This window comes from Aeromonas sp. S13(2024), assembly GCF_041402405.1.
Lineage (GTDB): Bacteria > Pseudomonadota > Gammaproteobacteria > Enterobacterales > Aeromonadaceae > Aeromonas > Aeromonas veronii.
Window position 1 is genome coordinate 149,102 of the sequence record NZ_JBGLRA010000011.1, and the last position, 10,968, is coordinate 160,069.

General features: G+C 52.4%; 22 protein-coding genes and 1 pseudogene. 21 read left to right on the forward strand and 2 right to left on the reverse strand.

Features of this window, described 5'->3' with window-relative positions; all coding sequences use genetic code 11:
* Window positions 1-3 precede the first annotated feature (3 nt).
* The 21 genes from rpsC (at window position 4) to rplQ (ending at window position 10,242) form a co-directional block, all read left to right on the forward strand.
* On the forward strand, window positions 4-717 hold the full coding sequence (rpsC, locus tag ACB042_RS15140; RefSeq protein ID WP_005307962.1) for a 30S ribosomal protein S3: 714 nt from the start codon (window positions 4-6) through the stop codon (window positions 715-717).
* A 13-nt stretch (window positions 718-730) separates the two neighbouring features.
* Window positions 731-1,144 (forward strand): 50S ribosomal protein L16, encoded by a 414-nt coding sequence (rplP, locus tag ACB042_RS15145; RefSeq protein ID WP_005340612.1) that lies wholly within the window; start codon window positions 731-733, stop codon window positions 1,142-1,144.
* Window positions 1,144-1,335, forward strand: a complete 192-nt coding sequence (gene rpmC / locus ACB042_RS15150; protein ID WP_005307965.1) for a 50S ribosomal protein L29 — start codon at window positions 1,144-1,146, stop codon at window positions 1,333-1,335. Before rplP ends, rpmC begins: the two co-directional genes overlap by 1 nt.
* Complete coding sequence (rpsQ, locus tag ACB042_RS15155) at window positions 1,335-1,583, forward strand: 30S ribosomal protein S17 (protein WP_005307966.1); 249 nt, start codon at window positions 1,335-1,337, stop codon at window positions 1,581-1,583. The genes rpmC and rpsQ overlap by 1 nt, the downstream gene beginning before the upstream one ends.
* Before the next feature lie 147 nt (window positions 1,584-1,730).
* The gene (rplN, locus tag ACB042_RS15160) at window positions 1,731-2,099 is read left to right on the forward strand and encodes a 50S ribosomal protein L14 (RefSeq protein WP_005307975.1); all 369 of its coding nucleotides are present in this window, start codon (window positions 1,731-1,733) and stop codon (window positions 2,097-2,099) included.
* A gap of 11 nt (window positions 2,100-2,110) precedes the next feature.
* Window positions 2,111-2,428, forward strand: a complete 318-nt coding sequence (gene rplX, locus ACB042_RS15165) for a 50S ribosomal protein L24 (protein WP_005307977.1) — start codon at window positions 2,111-2,113, stop codon at window positions 2,426-2,428.
* A gap of 13 nt (window positions 2,429-2,441) precedes the next feature.
* On the forward strand, window positions 2,442-2,981 hold the full coding sequence (gene rplE / locus ACB042_RS15170) for a 50S ribosomal protein L5 (protein ID WP_005331162.1): 540 nt from the start codon (window positions 2,442-2,444) through the stop codon (window positions 2,979-2,981).
* Window positions 2,982-2,991: 10 nt separating this feature from the next.
* The gene (gene rpsN, locus ACB042_RS15175; protein WP_005340609.1) at window positions 2,992-3,297 is read left to right on the forward strand and encodes a 30S ribosomal protein S14; all 306 of its coding nucleotides are present in this window, start codon (window positions 2,992-2,994) and stop codon (window positions 3,295-3,297) included.
* Window positions 3,298-3,318: 21 nt separating this feature from the next.
* Window positions 3,319-3,711, forward strand: a complete 393-nt coding sequence (rpsH, locus tag ACB042_RS15180; protein ID WP_005307980.1) for a 30S ribosomal protein S8 — start codon at window positions 3,319-3,321, stop codon at window positions 3,709-3,711.
* Between the two features lie 13 nt (window positions 3,712-3,724).
* On the forward strand, window positions 3,725-4,258 hold the full coding sequence (rplF, locus tag ACB042_RS15185; protein ID WP_005340607.1) for a 50S ribosomal protein L6: 534 nt from the start codon (window positions 3,725-3,727) through the stop codon (window positions 4,256-4,258).
* 9 nt (window positions 4,259-4,267) lie between these two features.
* Window positions 4,268-4,621 carry a 50S ribosomal protein L18 gene (rplR, locus tag ACB042_RS15190; RefSeq protein ID WP_005340606.1) on the forward strand — a complete coding sequence of 118 codons (354 nt, stop codon included), beginning with the start codon at window positions 4,268-4,270 and terminating at the stop codon, window positions 4,619-4,621.
* A 14-nt stretch (window positions 4,622-4,635) separates the two neighbouring features.
* Window positions 4,636-5,136, forward strand: coding sequence for a 30S ribosomal protein S5 (gene rpsE / locus ACB042_RS15195; protein WP_005340605.1), 501 nt, complete (start codon window positions 4,636-4,638; stop codon window positions 5,134-5,136).
* Window positions 5,137-5,142: 6 nt separating this feature from the next.
* Window positions 5,143-5,322 (forward strand): 50S ribosomal protein L30, encoded by a 180-nt coding sequence (rpmD, locus tag ACB042_RS15200; protein ID WP_005307985.1) that lies wholly within the window; start codon window positions 5,143-5,145, stop codon window positions 5,320-5,322.
* Between the two features lie 2 nt (window positions 5,323-5,324).
* The gene (rplO, locus tag ACB042_RS15205; RefSeq protein WP_005340604.1) at window positions 5,325-5,762 is read left to right on the forward strand and encodes a 50S ribosomal protein L15; all 438 of its coding nucleotides are present in this window, start codon (window positions 5,325-5,327) and stop codon (window positions 5,760-5,762) included.
* An 8-nt stretch (window positions 5,763-5,770) separates the two neighbouring features.
* Window positions 5,771-7,099 (forward strand): preprotein translocase subunit SecY, encoded by a 1,329-nt coding sequence (gene secY / locus ACB042_RS15210; protein WP_005340602.1) that lies wholly within the window; start codon window positions 5,771-5,773, stop codon window positions 7,097-7,099.
* A 27-nt stretch (window positions 7,100-7,126) separates the two neighbouring features.
* A complete protein-coding gene (gene rpmJ, locus ACB042_RS15215) occupies window positions 7,127-7,240 on the forward strand; it encodes a 50S ribosomal protein L36 (RefSeq protein WP_005319705.1) in 114 nt (37 codons plus the stop codon).
* Window positions 7,241-7,379: 139 nt separating this feature from the next.
* Window positions 7,380-7,736 carry a 30S ribosomal protein S13 gene (rpsM, locus tag ACB042_RS15220; RefSeq protein ID WP_005307991.1) on the forward strand — a complete coding sequence of 119 codons (357 nt, stop codon included), beginning with the start codon at window positions 7,380-7,382 and terminating at the stop codon, window positions 7,734-7,736.
* Between the two features lie 14 nt (window positions 7,737-7,750).
* The gene (gene rpsK / locus ACB042_RS15225; RefSeq protein WP_005307993.1) at window positions 7,751-8,140 is read left to right on the forward strand and encodes a 30S ribosomal protein S11; all 390 of its coding nucleotides are present in this window, start codon (window positions 7,751-7,753) and stop codon (window positions 8,138-8,140) included.
* A 39-nt stretch (window positions 8,141-8,179) separates the two neighbouring features.
* Window positions 8,180-8,800 (forward strand): 30S ribosomal protein S4, encoded by a 621-nt coding sequence (rpsD, locus tag ACB042_RS15230; RefSeq protein ID WP_005340600.1) that lies wholly within the window; start codon window positions 8,180-8,182, stop codon window positions 8,798-8,800.
* Window positions 8,801-8,825: 25 nt separating this feature from the next.
* Window positions 8,826-9,815: a DNA-directed RNA polymerase subunit alpha gene (gene rpoA / locus ACB042_RS15235; protein WP_005307997.1), complete on the forward strand. Its 990-nt coding sequence runs from the start codon at window positions 8,826-8,828 to the stop codon at window positions 9,813-9,815.
* A 43-nt stretch (window positions 9,816-9,858) separates the two neighbouring features.
* Window positions 9,859-10,242, forward strand: coding sequence for a 50S ribosomal protein L17 (rplQ, locus tag ACB042_RS15240; protein ID WP_005307999.1), 384 nt, complete (start codon window positions 9,859-9,861; stop codon window positions 10,240-10,242).
* A gap of 256 nt (window positions 10,243-10,498) precedes the next feature.
* Here the strand turns inward: rplQ and ACB042_RS15245 are convergent.
* A pseudogene (locus ACB042_RS15245) lies at window positions 10,499-10,609 on the reverse strand (gamma carbonic anhydrase family protein); the annotation flags it as partial.
* Between the two features lie 153 nt (window positions 10,610-10,762).
* Window positions 10,763-10,968 (reverse strand): hypothetical protein (locus ACB042_RS15250; RefSeq protein ID WP_371178669.1); only part of this gene is annotated, 206 nt, incomplete at its 5' end.

Here is a 10,968-nt window from a genome sequence, read left to right on the forward strand (position 1 = left end):
GCAATGGGTCAGAAAGTACATCCTAATGGCATTCGCCTGGGTATTACCAAGCCTTGGAATTCTACCTGGTTCGCGAACACCAAAGACTTCGCTGACAACCTGTACAGCGATTTTCAAGTACGCCAGTTCCTGACCAAGGAACTGAAAAACGCGTCCTTGTCCAAGATCACCATTGAGCGTCCGGCCAAGAGCATCCGTGTGACCATTCACACCGCTCGTCCGGGTGTTGTAATCGGTAAGAAAGGCGAAGACGTTGAGAAGCTGCGCAAAGCTGTAGCCACTATTGCTGGCGTGCCTGCTCAGATCAACATTTCCGAAGTCCGCAAGCCGGAGCTGGATGGCAAACTCGTTGCCGACAGCATCACTTCCCAGCTGGAGCGTCGTGTAATGTTCCGTCGTGCTATGAAGCGCGCCGTACAGAACGCAATGCGCCTGGGTGCCAAGGGCATCAAAGTGGAAGTTTCCGGTCGTCTGGGCGGTGCTGAAATCGCGCGTACCGAATGGTACCGTGAAGGTCGTGTGCCGTTGCACACCCTGCGTGCCGACATCGACTACGCAACTTCTGAAGCCCACACCACTTACGGTGTGATCGGCGTTAAAGTTTGGATCTTCAAGGGCGAAGTTCTGGGCGGTCTGGCTGCTGTTAACGCTGCCGCTGCTCAAGAGCAAGCTCCTGCAAAGCCCAAGCGTGACAACAAGCGCCGCGCTGCTAAGTAAGGAGATTCGGTAAATGTTGCAACCTAAGCGTACTAAATTCCGCAAGACCCACAAGGGTCGTAACCGCGGTCTGGCCACCTCTGGTAACGAAGTATCCTTCGGTACCTTTGGCCTGAAGGCGACATCCCGTGGTCAACTGACTGCTCGTCAAATCGAAGCAGCCCGTCGTGCCATGACCCGTCACGTTAAGCGTCAAGGTAAGATCTGGATCCGTGTGTTCCCGGACAAGCCCATCACCGAAAAGCCCCTCGAAGTTCGTATGGGTAAAGGTAAGGGTAACGTGGAATACTGGGTTTGCCCGATCCAGCCTGGCAAGGTTCTGTACGAGATGGACGGTGTACCTGAGGCTCTGGCGCGTGAAGCGTTTGCCCTGGCCGCAGCTAAGCTGTCTGTTCAGACCACTTTCGTAATTAAGACGGTGATGTGATGAAAGCCCAAGATCTGCGTCAAAAGAGCGTCGAAGAACTGAACCAGGAGCTGCTGGGCCTGCTGCGTGAGCAATTCAACATGCGCATGCAAGCGTCCACCGGCCAGCTGGCTCAGACTCACACTCTGAAACAAGTGCGTCGTGACGTCGCACGTATCAAGACTGTACTGACTGAGAAGGCAGGTGCGTAATGACTGACAAGATCCGTACTCTGCAAGGTCGTGTAATCAGCGACAAGATGGACAAGTCCATCACTGTTGCTATCGAGCGCAAGGTAAAGCACCCGATCTACGGTAAGATCATCAAGCGCACTACCAAGCTGCACGTGCATGACGAAAACAACGAGTGCAAAGCTGGTGACCTCGTGGAAATCCGCGAATGCCGCCCGCTGTCCAAGACCAAGTCCTGGACCCTGGTTGCCGTTGTAGAAAAGGCCTAATCGGTACTTTGTAGTCCAAGCGGCCCCTTTCAGGGGCCGTTTGTTTTTTAGGCTACCTTTTCTGAAAATCCTGTGTTATAGTTTCGCGCCTTTTGAAGGCAGCCAGATCCCATTAGGGATAAGAAGTAAACAAAGCGGAGCACTAAGATGATCCAGATGCAAAGTATGCTGGGTGTTGCCGACAACTCCGGCGCTCGCAGTGTAATGTGTATTAAGGTTCTGGGTGGCTCGCACCGCCGTTACGCCGGCATCGGCGACATCATCAAGGTTTCCATCAAGGAAGCCATTCCTCGCGGTAAAGTGAAGAAAGGTGATGTGTATAACGCGGTGGTCGTACGCACCCGTAAAGGCGTTCGTCGTCCGGACGGCTCTGTCATCCGTTTCGACAACAATGCGGCTGTGTTGCTTAACAACAACCAACAGCCAATCGGTACTCGTATTTTTGGCCCGGTGACCCGTGAACTGCGTAATGAGAAGTTCATGAAGATTGTGTCCCTGGCACCCGAAGTACTGTAAGGAGTCGAACGATGGCAGCTAAAATCCGTCGCGAAGACGAAGTGATTGTTCTTACCGGCAAAGACAAGGGCAAGCGTGGCAAAGTCACTCAAGTCCTGATTGCAAAAGGTAAGGTAATCGTGGAAGGCATCAACCAGGTGAAGAAACACCAGAAGCCGGTACCCGCACTGGGTCAGGCTGGCGGTATCGTCACCAAAGAAGCCCCCATCGATGTATCAAACGTAGCGCTGTTCAACTCTGCCACTGGCAAAGCTGACCGCGTTGGTTTCCGGATTGAAGACGGCAAAAAAGTTCGTTTCTTCAAATCCACCGGCGAACTTGTGAAGTAATTGGAGTTTAACGATGGCGAAACTGCATGATTACTACAAATCCGATGTAGTAAATGAACTGTCCAAGCAGTTCGGTTACAAGACTATCATGCAAGTCCCTCGGATCGAGAAAATCACCCTGAACATGGGTGTTGGTGAAGCGATCTCTGACAAGAAATTGCTGGAAAATGCTGCTGCCGATATGGCTGCCATTTCCGGTCAGAAGCCGCTGATCACCAAAGCTCGCAAATCTGTTGCGGGCTTCAAGATTCGTGAAGGCTACCCGATAGGTTGTAAAGTAACCCTGCGTGGCGAGCGTATGTGGGAGTTCCTGGAACGGCTGATCTGCATCTCCGTACCGCGTATCCGTGACTTCCGTGGCCTGAACGCTAAAGCGTTCGACGGTCGTGGTAACTACTCCATGGGCGTGCGTGAGCAGATCATCTTCCCGGAAATCGACTATGACAAAGTCGATCGCGTCCGTGGTCTGGATATCACCATCACCACTTCCGCGAATACCGATGAAGAAGGCCGTGCTCTGCTGGCTGCCTTTAACTTCCCATTCCGCAAGTAAGGTTAGGGTTATGGCTAAAACATCCATGAAAGCGCGCGAAGCAAAGCGTGCCAAGCTGGTAGCCAAGTACGCGACCAAGCGTGCCGAGCTGAAAGCTATCATCGTTGACATGAACGCTTCTGAAGAAGCGCGTTGGGATGCTGTACTGCAACTGCAACAGCTGCCCCGTGATTCCAGTCCGTCCCGCCAGCGTAACCGTTGCAATATTACTGGTCGTCCGCACGGTTTCCTGCGCAAGTTTGGCCTGTCTCGCATCAAAGTGCGTGAGCATGCCATGAAGGGCGAAATTCCGGGCCTGAAGAAGGCTTCTTGGTAACGAATCTCGGGAGTTAGACTTATGAGCATGCAAGATCCGATCGCGGATATGCTGACCCGCATCCGTAACGGTCAGGCGGCGAGCAAAGTTGCGGTTTCCATGCCTTCTTCCAAGCTGAAAGTGGCTATCGCCAAAGTGCTGAAAGAAGAAGGTTACATCGCTGGCTACTCCGTAGCTGGTGACGTGAAGCCGGAACTGGAAATTGAACTGAAATATTTCCAGGGCAAGCCAGTTGTAGAACTGATCCAACGCGTAAGCCGTCCAGGCCTGCGTATTTACAAGCGCACTACTGATCTGCCGAAAGTTATGGGCGGTCTCGGTGTTGCTATCGTGTCCACGTCTAAAGGTGTGATGACTGACCGTGCTGCTCGCAAAGCAAGCATGGGCGGTGAGATCATCTGCTACGTCGCTTAATAGGAGGTAGGAAATGTCTCGTGTTGCTAAGGCACCCGTCACTATTCCTGCTGGCGTAGAGGTGACTCTGAACGGCCAGGAACTGACCATCAAAGGTGGTAAAGGTTCTCTGGTTCGCTCTATTCACGCCGGTGTAGAAGTGACCAAAGAAGACAATGTACTGAAGTTCGCCCCGCGCGGCAGCATCGCTGGTGCTGACGCTCAGGCCGGTACTGCCCGTGCATTGGTCAACAACATGGTAATCGGTGTTACCCAAGGCTTCGAGCGCAAGCTGCAGCTGGTTGGTGTAGGTTATAAAGCCTCCATCAAGGGCAATGCTGTTGCGCTGGCTCTGGGCTTCTCTCACCCGGTAGAGCATGCGCTGCCGGCTGGTGTGACCGCTGAGTGCCCGACTGCTACAGAAATCGTTCTGCGTGGCGTCGACAAGCAGCTGGTTGGCCAAGTCGCCGCCGATATCCGTGCTTACCGCGCTCCGGAGCCCTACAAGGGCAAGGGTGTACGCTATGCCAACGAGCAAGTGCGTACTAAAGAAGCTAAGAAGAAGTAAGGTAACACTATGGACAAGAAAGCAGCTCGTCTCCGTCGTGCTACTCGTGCTCGGAAAAAGATGCAGGAACTGGGAGCTACCCGTCTGGTTGTTCACCGTACCCCGCGTCATATCTATGCGCAGGTTATTGCAGCCAACGGTTCCGAAGTTCTGGCCTCTGCTTCCACAGTAGAGAAAGCCATCAGTGAAGCTCTGAAATACACCGGTAACGCAGATGCTGCTACCGCTGTAGGTAAGGCTATCGCTGAGCGTGCTATTGCCAAAGGCGTTCAGAACGTATCTTTCGATCGTTCCGGTTTCAAGTATCACGGTCGCATCGCTGCCCTGGCAGCTGCCGCACGTGACGCTGGTCTTCAGTTCTAAGCTAGGAGTCGAAGATGGCTAAAGTCGAATCTCAAGCCGGCGAACTGCAAGAAAAGCTCATTGCAGTAAACCGTGTTTCGAAAACTGTTAAAGGTGGTCGTATCATGTCCTTCACCGCGTTGACCGTGGTGGGTGATGGTAACGGCCGTGTAGGTTACGGTTACGGTAAAGCCCGTGAAGTTCCGGCTGCTATTCAAAAAGCAATGGAACAGGCTAAGCGTAACCTGAACAAGGTTGAGCTGAACAACGGCACTCTGCACCACCCGGTGCGTGGTGTTCACTCTGGCTCCACCGTGTTCATGAAGCCGGCCTCCCAAGGTACTGGTATCATTGCAGGCGGCGCTATGCGTGCTGTTCTGGAAGTTGCCGGTATCCACAACGTGCTGGCCAAGACCTACGGTTCCACCAACCCAATCAACGTTGTTCGCGCTACTGTAGACGCTCTGGTTCACGGTCAATCACCGGAACAGATCGCTGCCAAGCGTGGTCTGCGCGTTGAAGAAATTCTGGGGTAATGCGACATGGCTAACACTGTAAAAGTAACTCAAACTCGCAGCTCTATCGGCCGTCTGCCAAAGCACAAGGCGACTCTGCGTGGTCTGGGTCTGCGTCGCATTGGTCACACCGTTGAGCTGGAAGATACTCCTTGCGTACGCGGCATGATCAACCAGGTTTATTACATGGTTAAGGTGGAGGGCTAAGCATGCGTCTGAACACTCTGTCTCCGGCCGCTGGTTCCAAGCCTGAAAAACAACGTCGTGGTCGTGGTATCGGCTCCGGCCTGGGCAAGACTGGTGGTCGTGGTGTTAAAGGCCAGACCTCTCGTTCCGGTGGCGGTAAAGTCCGCAACGGTTTCGAAGGCGGCCAGATGCCTTTGAAAATCCGTCTGCCGAAGTTCGGTTTCTTCTCTCGCAAATCTTTGGTTTCTGCCGAAGTGCGTCTGAACGAAATCGCCCTGGTAGAAGGTGATGTGGTCGACCTGAGCACTCTGAAGCAAGCCGGTGTTGTTACTAAGAACATCGTGTTCGCTAAAGTTGTTCTGTCAGGCAACATTGACCGTGCTGTGACCGTTCGTGGTCTGTCCGTCACCAAAGGTGCACGCGCAGCCATCGAGGCCGCTGGCGGTAAAATCGAGGAATAATCAGTACAATGGCTAAGAAACCAGGATTGGATGTTAAAGCACAGGGTGGTCTGAGTGAACTGAAGAGCCGTCTGCTCTTCGTTCTCGGGGCGATTATCGTTTTCCGTGCAGGCTCTTATGTGCCGATTCCTGGTATTGACGCCGCCGTACTGGCCGAGTTGTTCCAGCAACAGAAGGGCACCATCATTGAGATGTTCAACATGTTCAGTGGTGGTGCACTCTCGCGTGCTTCTATTCTTGCGTTGGGGATCATGCCGTACATTTCGGCGTCGATCATTATCCAGCTGCTGACAGTGGTTCACCCCGCTCTTGCTGAACTCAAGAAAGAAGGTGAATCCGGCCGTCGCAAGATTAGCCAATATACCCGTTGGGGCACGCTGGTTTTGGGAACTTTCCAGGCCATTGGTATTGCAACCGGTCTGCCGAATATGATGCATGGACTCGTGACTAATCCGGGTCTGGGTTTCTATTTCACAGCGGTTGTGAGTCTGGTCACCGGTACCATGTTTTTGATGTGGTTGGGTGAGCAGATTACCGAGCGTGGGATTGGTAATGGTATCTCGTTGATTATTTTCACAGGTATCGTTGCTGGTCTGCCGCATGCCATTGGCGCTACGGCCGAACAGGCACGTCAAGGGGAATTGCACATCCTGCTGTTGTTGTTGCTGGGCTTGATTGTTTTCGCAGTGACTTACTTTGTGGTGTTCGTGGAGCGTGGTCAGCGTCGTATCGTCGTTAACTATGCCAAGCGTCAACAAGGCCGCCAGGTATTTGCCGCGCAAAGCACACACCTGCCGTTGAAAGTGAATATGGCTGGTGTGATTCCTGCGATTTTCGCATCCAGTATCATCCTCTTCCCGGGGACCATTACCTCTTGGTTTGGTCAGGGCGAGGGTAAAGTAGCTGATATCCTGCAACAGGTCTCAATGGTCCTGCAGCCGGGTCAACCGCTTTACGAGATGCTGTATGCAGCAGCCATTATCTTCTTCTGCTTCTTCTATACCGCGTTGGTGTTCAACCCCCGCGAGACAGCAGATAATCTGAAGAAGAGTGGAGCCTTTATCCCGGGGATTCGCCCGGGCGAGCAGACAGCACGTTACATCGATAAGGTTATGACTCGCCTGACATTGGCAGGTGCGCTCTATATAACCTTTATCTGTCTGGTACCCCAGTTCTTGATGACTGCCTGGAACGTACAGTTCTACTTCGGTGGCACTTCGCTGCTGATTATCGTGGTAGTTATCATGGACTTCATGGCTCAGGTACAAACCCATATGATGTCTCATCAATATGGCGACGTCCTGAGGAAGGCCAACCTGAAGGGCTACGGCCGCTAAAGGTCGGCGTAGTTACGGAGTTAAGCAATGAAAGTTCGTGCTTCCGTTAAGGCAATCTGCCGTAACTGCAAAATCATCAAGCGTCACGGTGTGGTGCGTGTGATTTGCAGCGAGCCAAAGCATAAACAGCGCCAAGGCTAATTTTTTACGGTTAGTACTTGCAACAAATAGTTGTGCTGGCTAATATAGCCAGCCAACTTTTGTTGTGTATTGGTTGACCGCCACGTATCCGCTCACGGGCTTTGTGGTGGTCGTAATCTACTATATGTAGGAGTGAATAGTGGCCCGTATCGCTGGCATTAACATTCCTGACCATAAGCATGCAGTCATCGCTTTGACTGCTATTTATGGCGTCGGTCGTACCCGCTCTAAGGCCATCTGTGCCGCAGCCGGTATCGCTGAGAATGTGAAAATTAAAGACCTGGACGAAGCTCAGATCGAGAGTCTGCGTGAACAAGTAGGTAAATTCACCGTTGAAGGTGACCTGCGTCGTCAGATTTCCATGAACATCAAGCGATTGATGGATCTGGGTTGCTACCGTGGTTTGCGTCACCGTCGTAGCCTGCCTGTTCGTGGTCAACGTACCAAGACCAACGCTCGTACCCGTAAGGGTCCGCGCAAGGCTATCAAGAAGTAACGGGAAGGTAGAAAATGGCTAAAACTCCGACTCGTGCTCGCAAGCGCGTTAAAAAGCAAGTGAGCGACGGTATTGCGCACGTTCATGCATCTTTCAACAACACAATCGTGACCATTACTGACCGTCAGGGCAATGCTCTGTCTTGGGCTACTTCTGGTGGTTCCGGTTTCCGTGGTTCTCGTAAATCCACCCCGTTCGCTGCGCAGGTAGCTGCAGAGCGCGCTGGTGAGATGGCCAAAGAATATGGCGTCAAGAACCTGGAAGTCATGGTCAAAGGTCCGGGTCCCGGTCGTGAGTCTTCCATCCGCGCCCTGAACGCGGCTGGTTTCCGCATCACTAACATTACTGATGTGACTCCGATCCCGCACAACGGTTGTCGTCCTCCCAAGAAGCGCCGCGTATAACGCTGTAGCTACTTGGTCTAGGATTGTTGGAGAAAGAAGATGGCAAGATATATCGGTCCTAAGCTTAAGCTTAGCCGTCGTGAGGGCACCGACCTCTTCCTGAAGTCAGGTGTTCGTGCGATTGATTCTAAGTGCAAGATTGACACCGCCCCTGGTCAGCACGGTGCGCGTAAAGCGCGTCTGTCCGACTACGGTGTTCAGCTGCGCGAGAAACAAAAAGTTCGTCGTATCTACGGCGTATTGGAAAAACAGTTCCGCAACTACTACCGTGACGCTGCCCGTCAAAAGGGTAACACCGGTGAAAACCTGTTGCAGCTGCTGGAAGGTCGTTTGGACAACGTTGTTTACCGTATGGGCTTCGGCGCTACCCGTGCTGAATCTCGTCAGCTGGTGAGCCACAAGGCCATCATGGTTAACGGTCGCGTTGTGAACATTCCTTCTTTCCAGGTTTCCCCTGAGGACGTGATCTGCGTTCGTGAGAAGGCTAAGAAGCAAGCGCGTATCAAAGCTTCCCTGGAAGTTGCTGGTCAGCGTGAGAAGCCGACTTGGGTAGAGGTTGACGCCGCTAAAATGGAAGGTGCTTTCAAGCGTCTGCCAGAGCGTTCCGACCTGTCTGCCGACATTAACGAACAGCTGATCGTCGAGCTTTACTCCAAGTAAAGCTAGCTTCTAAAGAGAGGACACAATGCTGGGTTCTGTAACAGATTTTCTTAAACCGCGGCTAGTTGACATCGAGCAAGTTAGCCCGACTCATGCGAAAGTGACTCTTGAGCCACTCGAGCGTGGCTTTGGTCACACGCTGGGCAACGCCCTGCGTCGTATTTTGCTGTCATCTATGCCCGGTTGTGCAGTTACTGAAGTCGAAATTGACGGGGTACTGCATGAGTACAGCAGCAAAGAAGGTGTACAGGAAGACATTCTTGAAATCCTGCTCAACCTGAAAGGTATCGCTGTGAAGCTGGAAGGCAAGGACGAGGTAACTCTGTCCCTGACCAAGTCTGGAACAGGCCCCGTTACCGCTGGTGATATCACTCACGGTGATGAAGTCGAGATCGTAAACCCGGAGCATGTAATCTGCCACCTGACTGGTGCCAATGCTGAAATCAGCATGCGCCTGAAAGTTCAGCGCGGTCGTGGTTATGTGCCTGCTTCTGCTCGTGTTCACAACGATGATGAAGAGCGTCCTATTGGTCGCCTGCTGCTGGACTCCGCGTTCAGCCCCATCGTTCGTATTGCCTACAATGTTGAGGCAGCACGTGTGGAACAGCGTACCGACTTGGACAAGCTGGTCATCGACATGGAGACCAATGGTACCCTGGATCCTGAAGAAGCCATCCGTCGTTCTGCCACTATTCTGGCCGAGCAACTGGAAGCCTTCGTGGATCTGCGCGATGTCAGCGTGCCCGAGAAGAAAGAAGAGAAACCCGAGTTTGATCCGATTCTGCTACGTCCTGTCGATGATTTGGAGCTGACAGTTCGTTCTGCGAACTGTCTGAAGGCAGAAGCTATCCACTATATTGGTGATCTGGTACAGCGTACCGAAGTTGAGTTGCTTAAGACTCCTAACCTCGGTAAGAAGTCCCTGACTGAGATCAAGGACGTGTTGGCCTCCCGTGGTCTGTCTCTTGGCATGCGCCTTGAGAACTGGCCGCCCGCCAGCATCGCTGACGAGTAATCCAGATTACGGGTTTCACAGATTTAGTTAGAAGGATAAGGTCATGCGCCATCGTTTGAGTGGTCGTCAACTGAACCGGAACAGCAGCCATCGTCAGGCAATGTTCCGCAACATGGCCAGCTCCCTGGTTCGTCATGAGATCATCAAGACGACTCTGCCTAAGGCAAAAGAGCTGCGTCGTGTAGTTGAACCGCTGATCACCCTTGCCAAGACTGATAGCGTTGCTAATCGTCGCCTGGCATTTGCCCGTACTCGCGATAACGCGATCGTGGCTAAGCTGTTCAATGAACTGGGCCCGCGCTACCTGGAGCGCGCCGGCGGTTATACTCGCATTCTGAAATGCGGTTTCCGTGCTGGCGACAACGCCCCAATGGCTTACATTGAGCTGGTAGACCGCCCGGCCGCTGCTGAAGCAGCTGCTGAGTGATAAAGAAAAAGCCGGGCTTGTCCCGGCTTTTCTTTTAATGAATTCTGATACTGCCTCAACTGCCTCAACTGCCTCAACTGCCTCAACTGCCTCAACTGCCTCAACTGCCTCAACTGCCTCAACTGCCTCAACTGCCTCAACTGCCTCAACTGCCTCAACTGCCTCAACTCATCGTTTAACTTCTTCTATTCTATATAGGAGGTAAGAGTTGTTCCTGAACCTGGCGAAATGGTGAATTGCCTATTCATTTCATTCGAGCATCGTGAGCCAGCTCGATATCGCCCACCAGTGTCGCGCAGGGATCTACATACACCCGTTTGCCCAGTTGCGGGCATTTTCCCTTGTAGGGTCTCAGTCGCAAGTCCATCTTGGCCTCCTTGTTTTCGGCCATTCTAGCAACCAGAAGGGTGTTTCTGTGGATAAGTTTGTATAAAAGCTGTGTTTGGATATGAATAACTAAAAAAGTGCAGTTTTTTGCAATTTTATTGCAGATAAGGGGTTGCCAGAAAGAATCTGTTCCCTATAATGCGCCTCCATCGACAGGGCAAGCGGCAACGCAAACAACCTCGTCGGTAACCTCGAAAAGCCTTTGAAAATAAGGCTTGACTCGAGAAGGCGGTTGAGTAGAATTCCACTCCCGCAGCAACACACTGTTGCGTCGCTCTTTAACAATTTGAATCAAGCAATCTGTGTGGGCACTCACAGCATCGAACATCAAAAACAATT